Here is a 21,747-nt window from a genome sequence, read left to right as displayed (position 1 = left end):
AGGGTCCCTTTTCTTTTGATGAAGGCTTGTTGCGTTTCTTGCATGAGGGCCAAAGGGGCCGGCATTGGACAGTTGGAGGTTCGGCGCTAACCTGTCCGACCCTCGAAAAGAAGTCCAGCAGGAGACCGCCCCATGACCCAGCCCTTGTCGCCGGCCGAAGCCGCCCTGCGTGAAGCTGCACTCGAATATCACCGCAGTCCCACGCGCGGCAAGATCGCGGTCACGCCGACCAAGGCGCTCTCCAACCAGCGCGACCTGTCGCTGGCCTATTCGCCGGGCGTGGCCTATCCCTGCCTGGACATCGAGAAAGACCCGACCCTCGCGGCCGACTACACCTCGCGTGGCAACCTCGTTGGCGTGATCACCAATGGCACGGCCGTGCTGGGCCTGGGTGATATCGGCCCGCTGGCCGCCAAGCCGGTGATGGAAGGCAAGGGCTGCCTGTTCAAGAAGTTCGCCGGCATCGATGTGTTCGACATCGAACTGGCCGAGCGCGACCCGGACAAGCTGGTGGACATCATCGCGGCCATGGAGCCCACGCTCGGCGGTGTGAACCTCGAGGACATCAAGGCGCCTGAATGCTTCTACATCGAGAAGAAGCTGAAGGAGCGGATGAACATCCCGGTCTTCCACGACGATCAGCATGGCACGGCCATCATCTCCAGCGCGGCCTTGCTGAACGGCCTGGAGCTGGTGGGCAAGGAAATCGCCAAGGTCAAGCTCGTCGCCTCGGGTGCGGGCGCGGCGGCGATTGCCTGCCTTGACGTGATGGTGGGCCTCGGAGTGCGGCGCGATAACGTCTTCGTCTGCGACTCCAAGGGCGTGATCCGCGAGGGACGCGAGGACTTTCAAAACGGCAAGCTCGATGAGAGCAAGCAGCGCTATTGCCAGAAGACCGATGCCAAGACGCTGGCCGACGTGATCAGCGGCGCTGATGTGTTCCTCGGCTGCTCGGCCGCTGGTGTGTTGACCGCCGAGATGGTCAAGACCATGGGACCGCAGCCCATCATCCTTGCGCTGGCCAACCCGGAGCCGGAGATCCGGCCTGAGCTGGCCAAGGCCGTGCGGCCGGACTGCATCATCGCCACCGGCCGCTCGGACTATCCGAACCAGGTCAACAACGTCCTTTGCTTCCCCTATATCTTCCGCGGCGCACTGGACTGCGGCGCCAGCAAGATCACTGAAGAGATGAAGCTGGCCTGCGTGCGCGAGATCGCGGCGCTGGCCAAGGCGGAGACGAGCGACGAAGTGGCGGCCGCATATGCCGGGCAAGAGCTTGCCTTCGGCCCGGACTACCTGATTCCCAAGCCCTTCGACGCCCGTCTGATCCTGCGCATTGCGCCGGCCGTTGCCAAGGCGGCCGCCGAGTCCGGCGTCGCGCTGCGCCCGATTGCCGACCTGGAGGCCTATCGCCAGTCGCTGGAGCGTTTCGTCTATCAGACCGGCATGTTCATGCGCCCGGTGTTCGCGGCTGCCAAGGCCCACCCGGCGCGGGTGATCTATTCGGAAGGCGAAGACGAGCGCGTGCTGCGTGCGGTGCAAGTCGCGCTGGACGAAGGCCTGTGCAAGCCCACGCTGATCGGCCGGCCCGAGGTGATAGCGATGCGCATCCAGCGCGCCGGCCTGCGCCTGAAGCTGGGCGAGGACGTGGCGGTGATCGACCCCGAGAACGACAGCCGCTTCCGCCAATACTGGGAGGCCTATCACCAGGCCATGGGCCGCCGCGGCTTCACGCCCGAGATGGCCAAGGCTGCGGTGCGCCGCTCCAACACCACCATCGGCGCGCTGGCGATCAAGCTCGGCGATGCCGACGCCATGATCTGCGGCATGGTCGGACGCTTCGACTCGCATCTGGAGCATGTCAACGACCTGATCGGCCTGCGCAAGGATGCGCATTGCTTCGCCACGATGAACGCGGTGATGCTGGAGTCGCAAACGCTGTTCCTCGCCGACACCTTCGTCAACGACTGCCCCGACGCCGAACAACTCGCCGAGATCGCCGCGATGGCGGCCGAGGAGGTGCAGCGCTTCGGCCTGCCGCCGAAGCTGGCCTTTGTCTCGCACTCGATGTTCGGTTCCAGCAAGCGGCCCTCGGCCGTGAAGATGCGCCGGGCGCATGAGCTGTTCGCGGCGGCCCATCCGGAAATCGAAAGCGATGGCGAGATGCATGGGGACGCGGCGCTCTCGGAAAGCGTGCGAGAGACCTTCCTGCCCGACAGCACGCTGAAGGGCTCGGCCAACCTGCTGGTGCTGCCGACCCTGGATTCGGCCAACATCCTCTTCAATGTCCTGAAGATCAGCGCCGGCAACGGCGTGACCGTCGGCCCGATCCTCTTGGGCGCAGCAGCGCCGGTGCATATCCTGACGCCTTCGGCCACGGTGCGCCGCATCGTCAACATGACGGCCCTGGCGGTTGCCGATGTGCGAGCAGGGAAAGCGACAGCTTGATTGGGCTTGATTTGGTAACTCGATGGAACCGATCATGGGCCCGCAGCGGCCCATAATCAGCCGTCTGTAACTAAATTTCAGCGAGACAAGCCCCATGACCCGTGCCACCAAGATCGTCGCCACCCTGGGCCCGGCATCCAACTCACCCGAGATCCTGGAGCGCATGATCCGCGCCGGCGTCGATGTGGTGCGCTTGAACTTCTCGCATGGCAAGGCACAGGACCATATCGATCGCGCCCGCATGGTGCGTGAGGCGGCTGAAGCGGCCGGCAAGTCGGTGGCCATCATGGCGGACCTGCAAGGCCCCAAGATCCGCGTCGGCAAGTTCGAGAACGGCAAGATCGAGCTGGTCAATGGCACGCCCTTCATCCTGGATGCCGACCGTACCGAGCTCGGCAACGAGCAGGCCGTGGGCCTGGACTACAAGGAGCTGCCGCGCGACGTGAAGCCGGGCGACACGCTGCTCCTGAACGACGGCCTGCTGGTGCTGACGGTCGAGGCCGTGCGCGGCGCGGCGGTGCACACCATCGTCAAGGTCGGTGGCGAGCTGAGCAACAACAAGGGCATCAACAAGCAGGGCGGTGGCCTGACCGCTCCGGCCCTGACAGGCAAGGACATGGAAGACATCAAGACCGCGATGTCCTTCCAGTGCGAATACCTTGCGGTGAGCTTCCCCAAGAACGCGACCGACATGGAGATGGCGCGCCAGCTGGCCAATGTGGCCGGCGAGCCCTATCGCCACAAGCCGGCCATGATCGCCAAGATCGAGCGCTACGAAGCCATTCCGCACCTGGAGGCCATCTTGAAGGCCAGCGACGGGATCATGGTGGCGCGTGGCGATCTGGCGGTTGAAGTCGGCAACGCGGCCGTGCCGGCACTGCAGAAGCGCATGATCAAGATGGCCCGCGAGCTGGACAAGGTGGCGATCACCGCGACCCAGATGATGGAGTCGATGATCGTGAACCCGGTGCCCACCCGCGCCGAAGTCTCGGACGTGGCCAACGCCGTGCTGGACGGCACCGATGCCGTGATGCTCAGCGCCGAAACCGCGGCCGGCAAGTTCCCGGTCGAGACCATCGAACAGATGGCCGCGATTGCCCTGGAAGCCGAGCGGGCCGAGTTCGTCAGCCTGGACACCGACTTCGCTGGCCGCCAGTTCGGTCGCATCGACCAGTCCATCGCCATGGGCGCGCTGTTCACCGCCTATCACCTGGGCTGCAAGGCCATCGTGGCGCTGACCGAGTCGGGCTCGACGGCGCTTTGGATGAGCCGTCACCGCATCCAGGTGCCGATCTTTGCGCTGACCACCAGCGTGGTCAGCCAGCGCAAGATGACGCTGTACCGCAATGTGCAGCCGCTGGTGATGCCCAAGTTCGACGACCGCGACGCCGCCCTCGCAGCGGCCGAGAAGATACTCGTGGACCGCGGCGTGCTGATGCCCGGCGACACGTATGCCATCACCTGCGGCGAACCGATGGGCTACCCCGGCGGCACCAATATGCTGAAGGTCTGCCGAGTCGGCTGAAGCGGGCGGCGTTATCCTGGGGCCGGATGAGCCCGATGGACGCCGGCATGTCAGGACCCGAGAGCCTCCAACGTCGTCGTTGGCTGCTTGGCCTTGGCCCCCTGGCTCTGGGCCTGCTCCCGCCGCCGACTGCCTGCGCTGCTGAGCCTCTGCGCGTGCCGGTGGCCATTGGCGAAAACAGTTCGCGCCCCTTCGTTGTGCCCTTGCTGCAGTTGATCGGCGAGGCGGCAGGCATTGAATGGCAGATCCTGCAGGCCCCCTGGGCGCGGGTGCTGGTGCTGGCCGAGCGGGGCCAGGCGCTGGCGTTCGGCATGGCGCGCACCAAGCCGCGCGAGGAGCAGTTCGCCTTCAGTGCGCCGGTGTTCGACAACCATGTCTGGATGCTGGTGCGGCGCGACCAGGCGCTGGACTTCCACAGCCTTGATGACCTGCGCGAGCGCACGGTCTGCATCTCGCGCGGCATCAGCTACGGCGGCAGCTTCGATGCGGTGAAGGGCAAGCTGTTCAAGGTCGAGTATGTGGACGGTGACCTCGGCGCGCGGCTGCGCATGTTGATGGCTGGCCGCTGCGACATGGCGCTGGGCTCGCACCGCAGCCCCGACCCCTGGCTGCTGGAGCGGCGGGCCCGCGAGCTCACCGGCCTCTCGGCAACGCTGGCCGTGCAGCCTACGCCGCTGGCGCTGGAGGCGGTGCATTTTGCTGTGGGCCACGGGCAAGCCCTCGCGGACGTGCTGCCGCGCATCAACAAGGCCTTGCAAGTGAAGCGGGCGGCGATCCGCGCCTTGATCGACAGCGATCTCTGAGCGGCCGCCTTCAGCCGCGGCGCGCGCTTTCGATCAGTGCCTTGATGCGGGCATTGGCGCCGGTGGCGACCAGCTCGACTTCGGGGTGCGCTCGGGCGAAGACGCGGAACAATTCATCCACGAAGCCGTGGCCGACATCCTGCACGCCGTCAAACGCGACTTCGACGCGCCGGAAGGTGGGCAGCCGCGCCGCCACGCGCCGGGCTTGTGCGCGTGAATCGAGCGCCTGACCTTCGCCAGCCAGGAGCTTCAGGCTGACCTTGGTCTGGTCGAACTCGATGCCGTCGCCGGCCATGCTCCAGGCCTCCATCACCTGGTCCAGTGTGCGCGTGGTGTCGAGCGATATCGCCATGTAGATCGAGCTGCCCTGGCGCGGCAGCGGCCGGCCCTTGGTCCAGCCCGAGCTTTCCCAGGCGCGGCGCTGGAAGGCGGTGCCATTGGCGTGGATGTCGAACACATCGGCCAATTGCGAGCTGAAGAACAGGCCGCGGCCAGTGTGCTGCTCGGGCTGGCTGGTCAGGCGGCCCTTGGACAGCTCCAGCATTGCATGCTGGGCGTCGGCGAGGTCGAAGGTGGTGCAGATCTTGTCGAACACGCCGCAGCCATCGTCCGAGACCAGCAATTGCGCGTGCGTTGGCGTCTGGCGCAGCGACACGGTCACGCTGCTGCCGCCGCTGTGGTCGGCCGCATTGTTCACCAGCTCGGTGAAGGCATGCTGGATCATCCGTGTGACATGGCGCGGGAATTCGAAATTGGGCGCGAAGTCGCGCTGCCAGGGCAGGTCTTCCTGCAGGCCGTGGAGCGTGTAGCTGCGGGCCACCTGGCGCAGCGTACCGGGGCCGTAGACCGGCCGGCTGCGCGAGCCCGTGCGGGTCAGCCAGTTGGCCTCGCCCAGGCGGCGCAGGGCCGAGAGCGCCGAGCGGCGGCTGGCACCGGTCTTCTCGACGACATGGTCAGCCAGGTCCAGTGAATGCTCACGCGCGGCGGCGGTGATCCACAGGGTCATCTGGTCTATCGAGAGGCGCACGGTCATGAGTGCGAGAGCCTACCCGGGGGGCCGGGTCTTGCGCAAGGCGAACTTGCTGGGCGTCCGGATGCGGGGGTGGGGGCCGACTTCGGGCGAAGGTCGCCCAGCTAGAATGCGACGAGTTACGGCGTGGTTACATGCGAAGCTGCGCCTGCAGGAATTTCAAACCATCTGGGGACTTTTCATCATGGCACTTGTCTCGATGCGACAGCTGCTGGACCACGCGGCCGAACATGGCTACGGCATTCCAGCCTTCAATGTGAACAACCTCGAGCAGGTCCAGGCCGTGATGGCCGCTGCCGACGAGGTCGGCGCACCGGTGATCCTGCAGGCCTCGGCCGGCGCCCGCAAATACGCTGGCGAGAGCTTCATCAAGCACCTGATCCAGGCCGCCGTCGAAGCCTATCCGCACATCCCGCTGGTGATGCACCAGGACCACGGCACCAGCCCCAAGGTCTGCGAAGGCGCCATCAACCTGGGCTTTGGCTCGGTGATGATGGACGGCTCGCTGATGGACGACGGCAAGACGCCGGCCTCCTTTGAATACAACGTCGACGTGACCCGCCGCGTGGTGGAGATGTCGCACAAGGTGGGCGTGACGGTCGAGGGCGAGCTCGGCTGCCTGGGCAACCTCGAAACCGGTGATGCCGGCGAGGAAGACGGCATCGGCGCCGTCGGCAAGCTGGACCACAGCCAGATGCTGACCGACCCGGAAGAGGCGGCCACCTTCGTCAAGGCCACGCAGCTGGATGCGCTGGCCATTGCCATCGGCACCAGCCATGGCGCCTACAAGTTCTCGCGCAAGCCCACCGGCGACATCCTGGCCATCAGCCGCGTCAAGGAAATCCACAAGCGCATCCCCAACACCCACCTGGTGATGCATGGCTCGTCCAGCGTGCCGCAGGAGCTGCTGGCCATCATCAACCAGTACGGCGGCAAGATGAAGGAAACCTTCGGCGTGCCGGTCGAAGAGATCCAGGAAGCCATCAAGCATGGCGTGCGCAAGATCAACATCGACACCGACATCCGCCTGGCGATGACCGGCGCCGTGCGCAAGTTCCTGTTCGAGAACCCCGACAAATTCGATGCCCGCGAATGGCTGAAGCCCGCGCGCGAAGCGGCCAAGCTGGTCTGCAAGCAGCGCTACATGGAATTCGGCTGCGAAGGCCAGGCCGGCAAGATCCAGGCGCGCAGCCTCGTCGACATTGCCGCCGCCTATGCGCGCGGCGAACTGGCCCAGGTCGTGCAGTAAGCCGGGCCCTGCAACCATCACTCCACAAGCGTCTACCGTCATCAAAGGTTAGGAACGCATTGGCCCGCCAGCGGCAGTTCGCTGGCGGGCCTTTTTTTGTCCGTTGCTCGCCCGACTAAAATGCCGGCTTCGTCCTGGATGCCCCTCATGACCGCTGCCCTGCTTGAATCGTCGCTGACCTCGCTTCCCCTGATCGCCCGCGGCAAGGTGCGCGAAAACTATGCGGTGGGCAGCGACCGCATCCTGATGATCGCCAGCGACCGCATCTCGGCCTACGACGTGATCATGGGCGAGCCCATTCCCGGCAAGGGCGCCTTGCTGACCGAGATGGCGCTGTTCTGGTTCGACAAGCTCGAAGGCATCGTGCCGAATCACCTGACCGGTGACGATCCGCTCTCCGTGGTCAGCGAGGCCGAGAAGTCGCAGGTCCAGGGCCGGGCGATGCTGGTCAAGCGCCTGAAGCCCCTGCCGATCGAAGCGGTGGTGCGCGGCTACCTGGCTGGCAGCGGCTGGGCCGAATACAAGAGCAACGGCCGCGTTTGTGGCGTCGAGCTGCCAGCCGGCCTGCAGAACGCCTCCAAGCTGCCGCAGCCCATCTTCACACCGGCCACCAAGGCCGAGATGGGTGATCACGACGAGAACATCGACTTCGACCGCTGCGTCGAGATCATCGGCCCCGAGTTGGCCGAGAAGGTGCGCGACGTTTCGATCCAGCTCTACCAGCGCGCGGCCGACATCGCGCGCTCCAAGGGCATCATCATTGCCGACACCAAGTTCGAGTTCGGCCTGGATGCCGATGGCACCCTGACCCTGATGGACGAGGTGCTGACGCCCGACTCCTCGCGCTACTGGCCGGCTGAGAGCTATGCCGTGGGCAGCAATCCGCCCAGTTTTGACAAGCAGTTCCTGCGCGACTGGCTCGAGCAGGCTGAAGTGAACGGCCAGCCCTGGGGCAAGGTGGCCCCGGCGCCGGCGCTGCCGCAAGAAGTGATCGCCAAGACCGCGGCCAAGTACCGCGAAGCACTTGAACGACTGACACGCTGAAGTCCGGGCGGAGCCGACGGGAGGGCTCATGCAACAGACCCAATCGAGACTGATCAAGTCGCTGGACCAGCAGATCGCTGCGGCCCTGAACCCGGTACAGGGCGCCTGCCTGATGGCGCAGCGCGCCATCGCGCTGGTTCGCCACGGCCAGTTGAGCGAGGCGCGCGACCAGCTGACAACGCTGCATCAGCTCGCCTTCCAGCATCCGCATTCCTCCATCGGCGCCTGGCTGCATCTGGCCGAAGGCCTGATGAGCTATTTCACCGACTTCAGCAGCGCGGCGCGCGAGAAGACGCAGCGCGCCCTGGCCATCGCCCGCACGGCCAAGCTGGCCGAAGTCGAGGCCTTGAGCCTGGCCTGGCTGGCCCATCTGGCCTATGCCCGGCATGACCTGCCGGCCCTGATCGGCCATGCGCAAGAGGGCCTGAAGGTGGTAGGCGTGGGCCATCATGCGGCGCGCTCGCGCCTGTCCATGGTGCTGGCGCTGGCCCACCACTACTCTGGCCGCGCCGACCTGGCCCAAGCCTGGTATGCGGCGGCGCGGCGTCACGCGACGCTGGATGGCGACGATGCCACCCTGTCGGCCCTGATCTACAACATGGCCGAGATGCAGACAGCGCAGGCCCGCCACGCGGCGTTGGCAGACGCCTCCGGCCGCAAGCCCGAGCTCCTGCTGGGCGCCGACTCGGTGAAGAATTTCGATGCAGCCTTTGGCGGCTCGGCGATGGAGTCGCTCACCCCCATCCTGCGGGCGCAGACCCTGGTGCTGCAAGGCGAGTTCGACAAGGCCCGCGAGTTGTTCGAGCAGCATCTGCCGGTGGCCATGTCGCATGGCCTGGCGCGCCTGGGCAGCAGCCTGCTGGCCGACCTGGCCTGGTGCCGGCTCAACTGCGGCCAGCGCGAGCATGCCCTGCGCCAGGCGCACGAAGCTGAGGTGGAGCTCGACCCGGGCTGCGAGGTGGACGACCGCGCTGCCACCCACAGCCGCCTGGCCCAGGTCTATGAGGCCCTGGACGAAGTGGGCAAGGCGGCCTGGCACCGCGAGGCGGCGGAACGGGAATGGGCCGAGTTTGCGGCCCAGAAGAAGCAATGGGCCGAGGCGCTGGAAGCAGCCGGCCTGGTCAAGCCGGCCTGATCAGTTCGCGCTGATCAGAACAGCGCCATGCTGAGCTTGCGCCGGTACTGGTCGATCAGCGGGTCGGCCGGCGGCACATTGGCCTTGCCGGCAATCTCAAGCGTGCCCTTGGCCTCGGTGGTCTGAGCCTTCGGGGTCGGCTTCGTCAGGAGCTCCAGGATGGCCACATAGGTCTTGCGCGCCAATTCGCCGTTCCAGGCCTTGTCGCGCATGATGATTTCCAGCAGCTCGTCCATGGCCTCGGTGAAGCGCCGCGCGGCAAAGTGCGACTGGGCCAGTGCAAAGCGGGCGTCGAAGTCGCGCTTGTTGCTGGCGATGGCAGCCTGGGCGGCCGTGGCGTCGGCCCGGCTTTCGGCGGCGGCCAGCCAATGGGCCAGGGCCGCGAAACGTGCGTGCGGCGTGATGGTGTCGGCGGCCTTGGCTGCGACGGGCGTGAAGACATCTCGGGCGGCGCCCACCTGGTCGACTTCCAGCAGCGCGCGCACCAGGTCGAAGCGGGCGGTCTCGTCCGCCGGGTTGGCTTCGACGGCAGCCATCAGGCGGTCCAGCGCATTGCCTTCGTCCTCGGCAGGCGCAACGGCCTGCTCATCGGGCAGGGCTGTTTCGCCTTCCAGCGCGGGCGGCACATGCTTGTCCAGGAATTCGCGGATCTGGCCTTCGGGAATGGCGCCGACAAAGCCGTCCACCGGCTGGCCGCCGACAAACATCACGCAGAAGGGGATCGAGCGCACGCCGAAGGCCTGGCTCAGCTGGCTGGCAATCTCCTGCTGCTCATCGCTGTTGAGCTTGGCGAGCTTGAAGCGGCCAGCGTAGGCGGCTTCCAGCTTTTCCAGGATCGGGCCGAGCGCCTTGCAGGGGCCGCACCAGGGTGCCCAGATGTCCAGCAGCACGGGCTGCTGCATCGAGGCAGCCAGCAGCTCGGCTTCAAAATTTTGCAGGGTGATGTCGGTCATGGCGTCAGCGTCGGATGGGGTCTGAAGGGGCAGGTGGCAGCGGCCGCCTACAATTCAAGGCTTTCCAGCCCAATGAGCGAGCCGTGCAGCCTATGCAGCAAAGCGCCTCCCCCTTGGTTGGCGTGGTGATGGGCTCCAGCAGCGACTGGGAGACCATGAAGCACGCCGCCGACATTCTCTCCGAGTTCGGTATCGCCTTCGAGGCGAAGGTCGTCTCCGCGCACCGCATGCCGGACGAGATGTTCCGCTACGCAGAAGCCGCTGAAGGCCGCGGCCTGCGCGCCATCATTGCCGGCGCGGGCGGTGCCGCCCATCTGCCGGGCATGCTGGCCGCCAAGACACCGGTGCCGGTCCTGGGCGTACCGGTGGCCAGCCGCCATTTGCAGGGCGTTGATTCGCTGCATTCCATCGTCCAGATGCCCAAGGGCATCCCGGTCGCCACCTTTGCCATCGGCACAGCAGGCGCAGGCAATGCGGCCCTGTTTGCCGTGGCCATGCTGGCGGCGCATGACGAAGGCCTGCGTGCCAAGCTGGCAGCCTACCGGGTCCGTCAGACCGAGCACGCCAACGGCATGAGCAAGGACCTCGTCTGATGTCCAAGGTCTTGCTGCCGGGCGTTGCCACGCTGGGTGTGATGGGTGGCGGCCAGCTCGGCCGCATGTTCGTGCAGGCGGCGCAAAGCCTGGGCTATCGCACGGTGGTGCTGGACCCCGATGCCGAAAGCCCGGCGGGCGCAGTCGCCCATCAGCAGATCCGTGCCGACTACCTCGACCCGCAGGGCCTGGCCCAGTTGGCCGAGGCCTGCGACGCGATCACCACCGAATTCGAGAATGTGCCGGCACAGGCGCTGGCCCAACTCGCCGCCACGCGCACCGTGGCGCCGGCCGGCAGTGCCGTGGCCAAGTGCCAGGACCGCGCCGACGAGAAGGCGCATTTCAAGGCCAGCGGCGTCGAATGCGCACCCTATGCCGTGATCCGCAGCGAGGCCGATCTGGCCGCTGTCGATGCGTCGCTCCTGCCCGGCATTCTCAAGACCGCCCGCATGGGCTATGACGGCAAGGGCCAGGCCCGCGTGCGCGACCGCGCCGAGCTGGCCGCCGCGTTTGCCGCCATGAAGGGCGTGCCCTGCGTGCTGGAGCAACTGCTGCCCTTGCAGCTCGAGCTGTCGGTGATCGTGGCGCGCGGCGCCGATGGCCAGGTGGTCGAGTTCCCGGTGCAGCAGAACCTGCATCGCGACGGCATCCTGGCCGTCACCGAGGTGCCGGCGCCCAGCGTGCCGGCTGATGTGCAAGCCAAGGCGCGTGCCTCGGCTGCGCGCATCGCCACCGAGCTGGGCTATGTCGGCGTGCTCTGCGTCGAGTTTTTCTTGCTGACCGACGGCCGCCTGCTGGTCAACGAGATGGCGCCGCGCCCGCACAATTCCGGCCACTACACGCTGGATGCCTGCGACATCACGCAGTTCGAGGCGCAAGTTCGCGCACTCGCCTGTCTGCCGCTGAATACGCCACGTCTGCATTCGCCGGTCGTTATGCTGAACTTGCTCGGTGACCTTTGGTTCGATGCCGATGGCGAAGAACGGAGCCCGGCCTGGGCCCAAGTCCTTGCCATTCCGGGCACGCATCTGCATCTCTACGGCAAGACCAGCGCGCGCCCCGGCCGCAAGATGGGCCATCTGAACGTGACGGCGGCTACGCCCGAGCTCGCTGCCGCTGCCGCTCGCCAGGCGGCCGTGCTGCTGGGCCTGCCGACCGACTGGTAGACACCGATGCTCTTGAACGGACAGGACCCGGCCGAGCTGCGCCGCGCCGCCGAGGCGCTGGCGGCGGGTGAGCTCGTGGGCCTGCCAACCGAGACGGTCTACGGCCTGGCTGCACGTGCCGATGTCGACGCGGCCGTGGCCAAGATCTTTGCCGCCAAGGGCCGCCCGGCCGACCATCCGCTGATCGTCCATGTGCTGGACGCCGAGGACGCCCTGCATTTCGCCGCCGAGCTGCCACCGGTGGCCCGGCGCCTGATCGCTGCCTTCTGGCCCGGCCCCTTGACGCTGATCGTGCCGCGCCGCGAAGGCGTGGCTGCTGCGGCGGCTGGTGGGCAGGGCACCATCGGCCTGCGCTGCCCGGCCCATCCGGTGGCCCGGGCCCTGCTGGAAGCGGCCCGTCCGCTGGGCGTCCACGGCGTGGCCGCGCCCAGCGCCAACCGCTTCGGCCGCATCAGCCCGACGCGCGCCCGCCATGTGATCGAAGAATTCGAGCCCGGCCTGCTGGTGCTCGATGGTGGCGACTGCGACGTGGGCATCGAGTCCAGCATCGTGGATTGCAGCCGGGGTCATCCGGTGCTCCTGCGCCCCGGCGTGCTGACGCCGGCCCAGATCGAGGCCGCGGCCGGTGAGCCTCTGCGCCTGCCGGACGGTGAGGCCCCGCGGGCTTCCGGCACGCTGGCCGCCCATTACGCGCCACGGGCCCGGGTGCGCCTGTTTACCGGCGATGACCTGGCAGAACAGGTGGCGAAACATTGGTCACCGACGCTGGCGGTATATTCACGCACCGTCGCGCTGGGCGCGGGCGCGCTGATGCAGCGCATGCCCGACGACGCCTTGGCGGCGGCGCAGCAGCTTTTTGCGGTGCTGCGCGAGCTGGACGCCTCTGGTGCCAGCGAGATATGGATTGAGGAACCGCCGCCTGATCGCGCATGGGACGGCGTCAGGGATCGGTTGTCGCGCGCGGCGGCAGCCTTCAAAGGCTGAACCCGCGTGCAGCGAGTCGGTCTACAAGCAATGGATGGAGAGTTGATGAACAGGTTCAAGCATGGCGCCCGACGCTTCGGTCTGGCAATGCTGGGGGTGGCGGCGGCCATCCTGGTTGGATGCGGCGGCGGTTCCGAGCCCATCGAGAGATTCGCACCCAAGCGCATCATGGCTTTCGGCGACGAAAACCTGGCCATCACACCCCAGGGCAAGAAGTACACGATCAATGCCGTCGATACCAACGGGCAATTGGTCTGCCAGGGCAACCCGGTCTGGGTGCAATCGCTTTCCAGCTACTTCGGCCTGGTGTTCCCGCAGTGCAACCCGGAAAACATTGCTGCGCCGCAGGGCCAGATGTTTGCCAAGGCCGGCGCCACGGTAGCTGACGTGCGCAGCCAGCTGGACGTGTTCTTCTCGACCGGCACCTTCAATGCCCACGATCTGGTGGCGATGATGGCCGGGTCGAATGACATCCTGGAGTTGTACAAACAATTCCCGGCCGTCAGCCGCGAATCCTTGATCAACAGTGCCCGCGACCTGGGCAAGCTGTGGGCCGCCCAGGTGAACCGTGTTGCCGATGCCGGCGGCCGGGTGGTCGTGCCGACCGTGCCGGACATGGGTGTCACGCCTTATGCGCTGAAGGAAAAGCTGACCAAGCAGGACACCGACCGGGCCAAGTTCCTGAGCGAGCTGACGACCGAGTTCAACACCAACTTCCGTCTCAACATCCGCAACGATGGCCGCAAGATCGGCCTGGTGCTGGCGGACGAGCGCATCCTCAATGCAGCGCGCTACCCGGCTTACTTCAACTTGAGCAACGGGACCGACCCCGCCTGCCTGACGACGGTGGCCATCACCGATTGCACCACCAAGACCTTGCTGGCCGAGGCCAGTGCCGACGGCTGGCTGTGGGCCAACGACTACTGGCTCGGCCCCGCTGGCCAGAACGTGATCGGCCAGGAAGCACTCTCGCGGGCTGTCAACAACCCGTTCTGACGCTGCTGCCTGATCGCTGTCGCATAAAGCGCAACGAAACCCCGACCTTGGCGACAAGGTCGGGGTTTTTACTTTCCGGGTGCGCGGAGTGGCGCACTTATAGTCTTTTTGTGAAAAACGAACGGTCGTTCTATTTTCAACATTCCGATCAACAAGAGAGACAACTCACTGCGAGGTTTGCATGAGCACCAAGAAACATCTGGCCCTGGCGGTCCTGGCCAGCGCCGCGCTGGCAGGCTGCGGCGGCGGCGCAAACAACAAGACCGATGATCCGCCGCCCGCGCGCGCGACCATCATCACGGCCCTGGTGGCCGGTGCGGCCACGGCCGCCCAGGTCGATGCCGGCACGGCGGCCTCTGGCGCCCAGGCGCTGACCGGCAAGGCGGTCTGCGATGTCGAAATCCGCTACGTGCTCTACATGACGCGCGATCCGATGGGCCTGCCGGCCACCGCTTCGGCCGGCGTGCTGGTGCCCAAGGGCACGGCCGCGGCCTGCACCGGCGAACGCCCGGTGCTGCTCTACGCCCACGGCACGACGACGACCAAGAGCTACAACATGGCCGACGTGCAGAAGAACGGCGAGGCCTCGCTGCTGATGGCCATGTATGCAGCCCAGGGCTTCATCGTCGTGGCGCCCAACTACCTGGGCTACGACAAGTCCTCGCTGTCCTACCACCCCTACCTGAATGCCGAGGCGCAGGCGATCGACATGGTTGACGGCCTGCGTGCCGCCAAGGCCAACCTGATGGCCGACAGCAGCACCAAGCCCTCCAGCAAGCTGTTCATCAGCGGCTATTCGCAGGGCGGCCATGTGTCGATGGCGACGCACAAGATCATCGAGCGAGACTACTCGTCCGAGTTCACCGTCACGGCCTCGGGTTCGATGTCCGGCCCCTACAACATGGTCGGCTTCGGTGACGTCGTGACTGGAGCAGGCCCGGTCAACGCCGGTGCCACGCTGTTCGTGCCGCTGCTGCTGACGAGCTATCAGAAGTCCTACGGGAACATGTACGCGAGCACGGCCGAGGCCTATCAGGCACCGTATGCCGCGAGCATCGAGACGCTGTTCCCGACCGACACGCCCATCGCCGACCTGATCGCCGGCGGCAAGCTGCCGGCCGACCCGACCTTCACCAAGCTGTTCGGTACCGGTGGCCTGTTGAACGACAGCTTCCGCGCCGGCTATCAGAGCTCCAACTACCGCAAGGCGCTGCAGACCAACACCCTGCTGGGCTTCACGCCCAAACGACCGGTGGCCATGTGCGGCGGCAAGCTTGATCCGACGGTGTTCTATGACGTCAACACCACGCTGATGTCCATGGACCTGAAGACGCGTGCCGCGCCTCTGGTGGCAGCTACCTATGACCTGGAGACGCTGTCCACGCTGCCGGCGGGCATCGTCGGCCAGACCATGTACGGTGGCTTCCAGCAGGCCAAGGCCGCGGCCGGTGCCAATGCGCAAGCGCAGTACCACGGCAGCCTGGTGCCGCCGTTCTGCACGGCGCTGATGCGCGGCTTCTTCCAAACGGTGCTGGCCTCCGGTCAGTAAGGCGAGCGACAAGCGGAGTACAACACCATGAAGAAATCTGTTCTCAAACTCGCCCTTGGCCTGGGCCTTGTCCTGGCGGCCGGCCTGGCTGCGGCGCAGGCCCACAGCGTCTACATCGGCGGTGTCTACCTCGACGTGCACGCCAAGGCGCCGGCGCTGGAAGGTGGTCCGGCGGTGCCGGCGCCAGGCGGCCTGCTGGACGTCGGTGATGCCAGCACCACCGGCTTCGGCTATGCCTATCACTTCACGCCGCAGTGGTCGGTCGAGGTGGCGTTGGGCATTCCGCCGCGCCACAAGGTCTATGGCCGTGGCTTCCTGGAGCCCTTTGGCCAGATCTCCTCGGTCAAGCAGCTGCCGCCGACGGTCTTCGTCAACTACCGCTTCGGCGAAATCATTCCGCGCCTCACCCCTCTCGTGGGGCTGGGTGTGAACTACACCAAGTTCAGCAGCGCCCACAGCACCGCCTCGGGCGATGCTGCCAGCGGTGGTTCGACCAAGATCAACGTGTCCGACTCCTGGGGCCTGGCCGCGCATGTGGGCCTGAACTTCCAGATCGACAAGAACTGGGCCCTGGTCGGCACGGTGGCGACGGCCAAGGTGAAGAGCGACATGAAGGCGGTCACCAGCACCCGCACGGGCGACGTGACCCGCACGACGACGATCGACTTCCGGCCGATCGCCTATTCGATGTCGCTGGGCTACTCGTTCTAGCAGACTTGTGCCTCGGCAACCCCCCGTCCTCGGCGCCTCGGGCGCCGGGCCGGGGGCTACACTTGCGCCATGATTTCATTGCTGGCCCTCGACAGCTCGACGGAAGCACTGACCCTGGCGCTCAGCGCTCCGCCGGAGCGCTTTTTTTTTGAAGGCGAGGGCGGTGCCAAGGCCTCGGCCGAGATCCTGCCGCAGGTGCAGGCGCTCCTGAGCCGGGCCGGCCTGCGCGGCGAACAGATTGACGCGATTGCCTTCGGCCGCGGCCCGGGGGCGTTCACCGGTTTGCGCACCGCTTGCGCGGTGGCGCAGGGCCTGGCCTTGGGCTGGAACAAGCCGGTGCTGGCCATCGACAGCCTGATGCTGGTTGCAGAAGATGCTCGCCAGCAAGGCGCTCCGCTTGCTGCGCCTCTCTGGGTTCTGATGGATGCCCGCATGAACGAGATCTATGCCGGCAGCTATCAATGGGCAGATGGCGGCTGGCAGACGCTGGATGCGCCCGCGCTCTACAGTCCCGAGGCCTTGAAGGCCCATTGGAAAGATCACGCGCCGAGCGCCGTCTGTGGCTCGGCCTTGCAGCCTTTTGCAGCGCAATTGGCGCTGGGCGATGTGCCGGCCTGGCCCGCGACGCGCTCGCGTGCCGCTGCACTCGCCAGCCTGGCCGAGCAGGCCTGGCTGGCCGGCGAAAAGCTCGATGCGGCTGATGCCATGCCGCTCTATGTGCGAGACAAGGTGGCGCAGACCACGGCGGAGCGCGCGGCCATTGCCGCTGCGGCGCAAGGGGCCCACCCATGAGCGCCCAGCCGCAAAGCCTGTTCGCCATCCTGCCCTTGCGCCTGGTCGATCTTGACGCAGTGCTGCTGATCGAGCAGCAGGCCTACAGCTTTCCCTGGACGCATGGCAACTTCGTCGATTCGCTGGCGGCCGGCTATGAGGCCTGGGCGCTGTGGGAAGGCCGCGGCCAGCAATCGCGCTTGCTGGGCTACTTCCTGGCGCTGCAAGGCGTCGATGAAATGCACCTGCTCAACATCACCGTGCAGCCGGCCCGCCAAGGTCAGGGCCTGGCGCGCCTGATGCTGGACGAGCTCTGTGCCCGCAGCCGGGCGCTGGGCCGTACACAGGTCTGGCTGGAGGTGCGGCAGAGCAATGAACGCGCGCGGCAGGTCTACCAGCGCTATGGATTTTCCGAGGTCGGCCTGCGCCGCGCCTACTATCCGGCGGGGCCGGGCAAGCGAGAAGATGCGATCCTGATGAGTCTCAATCTGGCAGAGGCCGGCACATGAACTGGGATGCGCGTCAGCAGGCGATGTTGGAGGCGATGGGCTACAAGCTCTGGTCGATGCCAGCCGCTGCGCCTGCCGAGCCTGAAGCGGTGGCAGCGGCTCCAGCAGCCGCGCCAGCGCCTGCCGTCGCGCGGGAAGCGGCCCGGCCTGCCGTGCCAGTCATGCAGGCGCTCGCGCCGGCCTTGCCTCAGCGTGCCGCGGCGCCCTCGTCGCGCCCTGAAATCGCGGGCCTGGACTGGCAGCAACTGCAGGAAAGCGTGGCCGGCTGTCGCGCCTGCGGCCTGTGCGCAAGCCGCAAGCAGACGGTGTTCGGCGTTGGCAACGAGCAGGCGCACTGGATGATCGTCGGCGAGGCGCCGGGCGAGCAGGAAGACCAGCAGGGCGAGCCCTTCGTTGGCACTGCCGGCCAGTTGCTGGACAGCATGCTGCGCGCGATCGGCCTGACTCGCAGCGAAGCGCCGCCCGAGAAGCAGGTCTTCATCGCCAACACCTTGAAGTGCCGGCCGCCGCGCAACCGCAATCCCGAGCCCGAAGAGCTGGCGGCCTGCCAGCCCTATCTGGAACGTCAGCTGCAGCTGATCAAGCCTCGCATCATCCTGGCCCTGGGTCGCTTCGCCGTGCAGTCGCTGCTGGGCAGCAACGAAGCCATCGGCAGGCTGCGCGGCAAGGTGCACAGCTACCAGGGCATACCGGTGATCGTCAGCTACCACCCGGCCTATCTGCTGCGCAATCTCTCGGACAAGGCCCGGGCCTGGGAAGACCTGTGCCTGGCGATGAGCACCTTGCAAGCGCAGGCGGCGCGATGAGCGAAGCCCGCGAGCAACAGGACATCGCCAACGCCCGGCTGCGCCTGATCGCCGACGCGGTGCCGGCCTTGATCGCGCTGTATGACGCCAGGACCGACGCCTGCCTGTTTGCCAATCGCCGCTATGCGCAGATGTTCGGTCTCGACGAGCAGAGCATTCTTGGGCGCAGCTTTGCGGAGGTCATCGGCCCGGGTGCGGCAGCGCAGATCCAGTGGGCTGTGGACCGGGTCAAGCTGGAGCAGCAGCCAGCCAATTACGAGCGCCAGCTGGAAGACGGCCGCTGGATCGAAGTCAACCTGATACCGCATTTCGATGCGGCGGGCGAGCTGATTGCCAGCTGCGTGCTGATCAACGACATCTCCAAGCATCGCCGCGCCGAGCAGCGGGCCCGCGACTCGCAGCAGCGCCTCGACAAGTTCATGCATGCGACGGTGGAAGGCATCCTCTTCCACCGCGATGGCGTGGTGACCGATGTGAACCCGCCGCTGTGCACGCTGGTGGGCTACTCGCTGGAAGAGATGATCGGCCGGCGTGCCTTGTCCTTCGTGGCCGAGGACGAACTGGCCAAGGTGCAGCAGGTGATGGGCGCCTCGCGCGAGCTGCGCTACGAGACCGCCGTGGTGCACAAGGATGGCACGCGCATCCCGGTGGAGTTCATCGTCCGCACCATGGAGATGGAAGGCGAGAAGCTGCGCATGACCATCGTGCGCGACATCCGTGACCGCATCGCTGCGCAGGCGCGCATCCAGCACCTGGCGCATCACGATTCGCTCACGCAGCTGCTCAACCGCAGCGCCTTCATGGAAAAGCTGCAGCCGGCGCTGGAGAAAGCGGGCCAGCAGGGCCGCCAGCTGGCGCTGCTCTTCATCGACCTCGACAACTTCAAGCGCGTCAACGATTCACTGGGTCATCTGGAAGGCGACCAGGTCCTGACCACCGTATCGCGCCGCATCACCGGCTGCCTGCGCGCCAGCGACCTGGTGGGTCGCTTTGGCGGCGACGAGTTCGTGGTGCTGCTGGAAGACATCCACCACCGCGACGATGTGCTGGTCGTGCTGCGCGCGCTGCTCGACGTGGTCGAGGTGCCGGTCAATGCGGACGGGCGCGAGCTCTCGGTCACACCCTCGATTGGCGTGGCCATGTTCCCCGAGCACGGCGAGACGGCGCAGGAGCTGATCCAGCATGCCGACACGGCCATGTACCAGGCGAAATCCCGGGGACGCGCGACCTACGAGTTCTTCGTGCCATCGCTGGCAGAGAGCGCCTATGCCGATCTGGTGATCGAAAGTGAGCTGGGCACGGGCCTGGATGAAGGCGAGTTCCTGCTTTTCTATCAACCGCAGATCGATGCCGCGAGCGGCAAGCTCGTTGGCGCCGAGGCGCTGCTGCGCTGGCGCCATCCGCAGCGCGGCCTGCTCACGCCCGAGGCCTTCATCGCGGTGGCCGAGCGCCATCGCCTGATGTTGCCGCTGTCGGACTGGGTGCTGGCCGAGGCCGCGCGGCAGGCGCGCCGCTGGCATGACGCCGGCCTGCCGCCGCTGCGCATCGCCGTGAATCTCTCCAGCATGCAGTTCCGCCTGGACAGCTTTGCCTGCACCGTGGCCGGCGTGCTGGGCGAGTCCGGCGCGCGCGGTGACTGGCTGGAGCTCGAGCTGACCGAGCGCATGCTGATCGACGACATCGACCACGCACCGGCCACACTGGCCGAACTGCGCGCGCAGGGGCTGACGATCTCGGTCGATGATTTCGGCACCGGCCACACCTCGCTGGCCCACCTGACCCAGCTGCCCCTGGACAAACTCAAGATCGACCAGGGCTTTGTTGCCAAGCTGCCCGACGATGCCGGTGCCATGGCCATCACGCGCGCCATCACCGAAATGGCCCGCGGCCTGGGGCTCAAGGTCAGCGCAGAAGGCTTGCGCACGCGCGAGCAATGGCGGCTGCTGGCTGACTGGGGCTGCGACGAGCTGCAAGGCGAGCTGATTGCCGACCCGATGCCGGCGGCCGAGTTCGAAGCCTGGGCCCGCACCTGGAGCCCGAGGCAGGCATGAGCCAGGCGCTGGAGTCGCTGATACGCCGCGAGATTGCCGCAGCGGAGGGCTGGATAGGTTTCGACCGATTCATGGCACTGGCACTGTATGCGCCAGATCTTGGTTATTACACCAACCAGCGCCGCAAGTTCGGCCTGATGCCGGAAAGCGGCTCCGACTTCGTCACGGCGCCCGAGCTTTCGCCGCTGTTCGGCAGGGCGCTCGCGCATCAAGTGGCACAGGCCTTGGACGCCACGGGTACGGACACCGTCTGGGAGTTTGGCGCCGGCAGCGGCGCGCTGGCCGAGCAGTTGCTGAGAGCGCTCGGCGACAAGCTGGCGCACTATCGCATCGTCGATCTCTCCGGCAGCCTGCGGCAGCGCCAGGCCGAGCGGCTGGCGCCCTGGGCGCACAAGATCGAATGGCTGGATCGCCTGCCCGACGTCATGGAGGGCGTGATCGTCGGCAACGAGGTGCTTGATGCGATGCCGGTGCAATTGCTGCACTACGACGGCAGCCGGTGGCTGGAGCGCGGCGTGGTGGCGAGTGATGCCGGCTTTGGCTGGTCAGATCGACCCACCGACGCGAAGCCACCGTTCGACGCGCCCTTCGTGCCCGGAACGATCACCGAGACTCACGAGCAGGCCGAAGGTTTCATCCGCACCATCGCGGCGACGCTCGAGCGCGGCGCCGTGTTCCTGCTCGACTACGGCTTCCCCGAAGCCGAGTACTACCACCCGCAACGCATCGGTGGCACGCTGATGTGCCATCACGAGCACAAGGCCGATCCTGATCCGCTGGTCCTGGTGGGCGAGAAGGACATCACCGCCCATGTCAACTTCACTGGCGTCGCCATGGCCGGCCAGGACGCCGGTTTGACGGTGCTGGGCTACACGAGCCAGGCCAACTTCCTGATCAACTGCGGGCTGGTCGAGTTGATGGGCGATGCACCGCTTGCCGAGCGTGCAATGGCCCACAAGCTGATCACCGAACATGAGATGGGCGAGCTGTTCAAGGTGATCGGCTTTGTGGCGGGCGAGGCTGAGTTCGATGCCCTGGGCTTCACCAGAGGCGATCGCTGCCATACGCTGTAGCTTGGAGCTGGCGGGAAGGCCGCATGCGGCACATAGCAGCCACACGCTGTTTCCTTCTTTCGCGCTGCCGAGGCCATCGGGTGAGGGCTTGTGCTCCTGTCCCCCGGACCGGGCTTCGCCCGATCCTCCTCCTTTACCTCGCCCAAACCCTCACCCGACGCCCTCGGCCGAACCTGCGCCTGCCACCCGGCGCAGGCCACGGTGGTGCGGAGCAGGACGGCAGTGGGTGCCCCGCAGCGAGGTAAAGGAGGAGGCGCCGGCCGCAGGCCGGTGACGGGGGACAGGAGCGGAGGGGTGCCCGCTGGCGGCCTGATCTTCGACGTACCTTCGAGGAAGAAGGCAAGAGTCCGC

19 protein-coding genes are annotated in these 21,747 nt (G+C 66.6%); 17 read left to right on the top strand and 2 right to left on the bottom strand.

Annotated elements, in window-relative coordinates; translation table 11 throughout:
* Positions 1-132 precede the first annotated feature (132 nt).
* The 3 genes from V3596_RS14040 to V3596_RS14030 all read left to right on the top strand — a co-directional run bounded on the left by V3596_RS14040 (position 133) and on the right by V3596_RS14030 (position 4,776).
* Complete coding sequence (locus tag V3596_RS14040) at positions 133-2,448, top strand: NADP-dependent malic enzyme (RefSeq protein ID WP_334278393.1); 2,316 nt, start codon at positions 133-135, stop codon at positions 2,446-2,448.
* Positions 2,449-2,542: 94 nt separating this feature from the next.
* On the top strand, positions 2,543-3,973 hold the full coding sequence (gene pyk, locus V3596_RS14035) for a pyruvate kinase (RefSeq protein ID WP_334278392.1): 1,431 nt from the start codon (positions 2,543-2,545) through the stop codon (positions 3,971-3,973).
* Positions 3,974-4,020: 47 nt separating this feature from the next.
* Complete coding sequence (locus tag V3596_RS14030) at positions 4,021-4,776, top strand: substrate-binding periplasmic protein (RefSeq protein WP_334278391.1); 756 nt, start codon at positions 4,021-4,023, stop codon at positions 4,774-4,776.
* Between the two features lie 10 nt (positions 4,777-4,786).
* Here V3596_RS14030 and V3596_RS14025 read toward each other — a convergent pair whose 3' ends face one another.
* Entirely contained in the window at positions 4,787-5,809 is a 1,023-nt protein-coding gene (locus tag V3596_RS14025; protein ID WP_334278390.1) for an ATP-binding protein, read from the bottom strand.
* A 181-nt stretch (positions 5,810-5,990) separates the two neighbouring features.
* Between V3596_RS14025 and fba the strand changes: the two genes are divergently transcribed.
* The 3 genes from fba (at position 5,991) to V3596_RS14010 (ending at position 9,234) form a co-directional block, all read left to right on the top strand.
* Positions 5,991-7,055: a class II fructose-bisphosphate aldolase gene (gene fba, locus V3596_RS14020; RefSeq protein ID WP_334278389.1), complete on the top strand. Its 1,065-nt coding sequence runs from the start codon at positions 5,991-5,993 to the stop codon at positions 7,053-7,055.
* 147 nt (positions 7,056-7,202) lie between these two features.
* Positions 7,203-8,099 (top strand): phosphoribosylaminoimidazolesuccinocarboxamide synthase, encoded by an 897-nt coding sequence (locus V3596_RS14015; protein WP_334278388.1) that lies wholly within the window; start codon positions 7,203-7,205, stop codon positions 8,097-8,099.
* A 28-nt stretch (positions 8,100-8,127) separates the two neighbouring features.
* Complete coding sequence (locus V3596_RS14010) at positions 8,128-9,234, top strand: hypothetical protein (RefSeq protein ID WP_334278387.1); 1,107 nt, start codon at positions 8,128-8,130, stop codon at positions 9,232-9,234.
* 14 nt (positions 9,235-9,248) lie between these two features.
* Here the strand turns inward: V3596_RS14010 and V3596_RS14005 are convergent, their stop codons facing one another.
* Positions 9,249-10,187 (bottom strand): tetratricopeptide repeat protein, encoded by a 939-nt coding sequence (locus V3596_RS14005; protein ID WP_334278386.1) that lies wholly within the window; start codon positions 10,185-10,187, stop codon positions 9,249-9,251.
* Between the two features lie 92 nt (positions 10,188-10,279).
* Between V3596_RS14005 and purE the strand changes: the two genes are divergently transcribed.
* The 11 genes from purE (at position 10,280) to V3596_RS13950 (ending at position 21,396) form a co-directional block, all read left to right on the top strand.
* Positions 10,280-10,780, top strand: coding sequence for a 5-(carboxyamino)imidazole ribonucleotide mutase (gene purE / locus V3596_RS14000; protein ID WP_334278464.1), 501 nt, complete (start codon positions 10,280-10,282; stop codon positions 10,778-10,780).
* Positions 10,780-11,946, top strand: a complete 1,167-nt coding sequence (locus V3596_RS13995) for a 5-(carboxyamino)imidazole ribonucleotide synthase (protein WP_334278385.1) — start codon at positions 10,780-10,782, stop codon at positions 11,944-11,946. The genes purE and V3596_RS13995 overlap by 1 nt, the downstream gene beginning before the upstream one ends.
* A gap of 6 nt (positions 11,947-11,952) precedes the next feature.
* Positions 11,953-12,930 (top strand): L-threonylcarbamoyladenylate synthase, encoded by a 978-nt coding sequence (locus V3596_RS13990; RefSeq protein ID WP_334278384.1) that lies wholly within the window; start codon positions 11,953-11,955, stop codon positions 12,928-12,930.
* A 45-nt stretch (positions 12,931-12,975) separates the two neighbouring features.
* Positions 12,976-13,926, top strand: coding sequence for an SGNH/GDSL hydrolase family protein (locus V3596_RS13985; RefSeq protein ID WP_334278383.1), 951 nt, complete (start codon positions 12,976-12,978; stop codon positions 13,924-13,926).
* A 181-nt stretch (positions 13,927-14,107) separates the two neighbouring features.
* Positions 14,108-15,475 (top strand): alpha/beta hydrolase family protein, encoded by a 1,368-nt coding sequence (locus V3596_RS13980; RefSeq protein ID WP_334278382.1) that lies wholly within the window; start codon positions 14,108-14,110, stop codon positions 15,473-15,475.
* 27 nt (positions 15,476-15,502) lie between these two features.
* Entirely contained in the window at positions 15,503-16,186 is a 684-nt protein-coding gene (locus V3596_RS13975) for an OmpW/AlkL family protein (RefSeq protein WP_334278381.1), read from the top strand.
* A gap of 69 nt (positions 16,187-16,255) precedes the next feature.
* Positions 16,256-16,978 carry a tRNA (adenosine(37)-N6)-threonylcarbamoyltransferase complex dimerization subunit type 1 TsaB gene (tsaB, locus tag V3596_RS13970; RefSeq protein WP_334278380.1) on the top strand — a complete coding sequence of 241 codons (723 nt, stop codon included), beginning with the start codon at positions 16,256-16,258 and terminating at the stop codon, positions 16,976-16,978.
* Positions 16,975-17,466, top strand: coding sequence for a ribosomal protein S18-alanine N-acetyltransferase (rimI, locus tag V3596_RS13965; RefSeq protein WP_334278379.1), 492 nt, complete (start codon positions 16,975-16,977; stop codon positions 17,464-17,466). Before tsaB ends, rimI begins: the two co-directional genes overlap by 4 nt.
* Positions 17,463-18,272, top strand: coding sequence for a uracil-DNA glycosylase (locus V3596_RS13960; RefSeq protein WP_334278378.1), 810 nt, complete (start codon positions 17,463-17,465; stop codon positions 18,270-18,272). The genes rimI and V3596_RS13960 overlap by 4 nt, the downstream gene beginning before the upstream one ends.
* Complete coding sequence (locus V3596_RS13955; RefSeq protein WP_334278377.1) at positions 18,269-20,323, top strand: putative bifunctional diguanylate cyclase/phosphodiesterase; 2,055 nt, start codon at positions 18,269-18,271, stop codon at positions 20,321-20,323. Before V3596_RS13960 ends, V3596_RS13955 begins: the two co-directional genes overlap by 4 nt.
* The gene (locus tag V3596_RS13950; protein WP_334278376.1) at positions 20,320-21,396 is read left to right on the top strand and encodes a class I SAM-dependent methyltransferase; all 1,077 of its coding nucleotides are present in this window, start codon (positions 20,320-20,322) and stop codon (positions 21,394-21,396) included. The genes V3596_RS13955 and V3596_RS13950 overlap by 4 nt, the downstream gene beginning before the upstream one ends.
* Positions 21,397-21,747: the final 351 nt, after the last annotated feature.

The sequence above is a fragment of the Roseateles microcysteis genome (assembly GCF_036880965.1).
Classification (GTDB): domain Bacteria; phylum Pseudomonadota; class Gammaproteobacteria; order Burkholderiales; family Burkholderiaceae_C; genus JAUASW01.
The sequence above is the reverse complement of the archived record's forward strand: the minus strand, read 5'-3'. Positions and strand labels throughout refer to the sequence as shown.

Coding starts and splice junctions, on each gene's coding strand:
- V3596_RS13990 (WP_334278384.1), top strand. CDS start 11,953: ATGCTCTTGAACGGACAGGACCCGGCCGAGCTGCGCCGCGCCGCCGAG.
- V3596_RS13955 (WP_334278377.1), top strand. CDS start 18,269: ATGAGCGAAGCCCGCGAGCAACAGGACATCGCCAACGCCCGGCTGCGC.
- V3596_RS14025 (WP_334278390.1), bottom strand. CDS start 5,809: ATGACCGTGCGCCTCTCGATAGACCAGATGACCCTGTGGATCACCGCC.
- V3596_RS13960 (WP_334278378.1), top strand. CDS start 17,463: ATGAACTGGGATGCGCGTCAGCAGGCGATGTTGGAGGCGATGGGCTAC.
- V3596_RS14010 (WP_334278387.1), top strand. CDS start 8,128: ATGCAACAGACCCAATCGAGACTGATCAAGTCGCTGGACCAGCAGATC.
- fba (WP_334278389.1), top strand. CDS start 5,991: ATGGCACTTGTCTCGATGCGACAGCTGCTGGACCACGCGGCCGAACAT.
- V3596_RS14005 (WP_334278386.1), bottom strand. CDS start 10,187: ATGACCGACATCACCCTGCAAAATTTTGAAGCCGAGCTGCTGGCTGCC.
- V3596_RS13980 (WP_334278382.1), top strand. CDS start 14,108: ATGAGCACCAAGAAACATCTGGCCCTGGCGGTCCTGGCCAGCGCCGCG.
- V3596_RS13985 (WP_334278383.1), top strand. CDS start 12,976: ATGAACAGGTTCAAGCATGGCGCCCGACGCTTCGGTCTGGCAATGCTG.
- V3596_RS14015 (WP_334278388.1), top strand. CDS start 7,203: ATGACCGCTGCCCTGCTTGAATCGTCGCTGACCTCGCTTCCCCTGATC.
- V3596_RS14040 (WP_334278393.1), top strand. CDS start 133: ATGACCCAGCCCTTGTCGCCGGCCGAAGCCGCCCTGCGTGAAGCTGCA.
- purE (WP_334278464.1), top strand. CDS start 10,280: ATGCAGCAAAGCGCCTCCCCCTTGGTTGGCGTGGTGATGGGCTCCAGC.
- pyk (WP_334278392.1), top strand. CDS start 2,543: ATGACCCGTGCCACCAAGATCGTCGCCACCCTGGGCCCGGCATCCAAC.
- V3596_RS13975 (WP_334278381.1), top strand. CDS start 15,503: ATGAAGAAATCTGTTCTCAAACTCGCCCTTGGCCTGGGCCTTGTCCTG.
- V3596_RS13950 (WP_334278376.1), top strand. CDS start 20,320: ATGAGCCAGGCGCTGGAGTCGCTGATACGCCGCGAGATTGCCGCAGCG.
- tsaB (WP_334278380.1), top strand. CDS start 16,256: ATGATTTCATTGCTGGCCCTCGACAGCTCGACGGAAGCACTGACCCTG.
- rimI (WP_334278379.1), top strand. CDS start 16,975: ATGAGCGCCCAGCCGCAAAGCCTGTTCGCCATCCTGCCCTTGCGCCTG.
- V3596_RS13995 (WP_334278385.1), top strand. CDS start 10,780: ATGTCCAAGGTCTTGCTGCCGGGCGTTGCCACGCTGGGTGTGATGGGT.
- V3596_RS14030 (WP_334278391.1), top strand. CDS start 4,021: ATGTCAGGACCCGAGAGCCTCCAACGTCGTCGTTGGCTGCTTGGCCTT.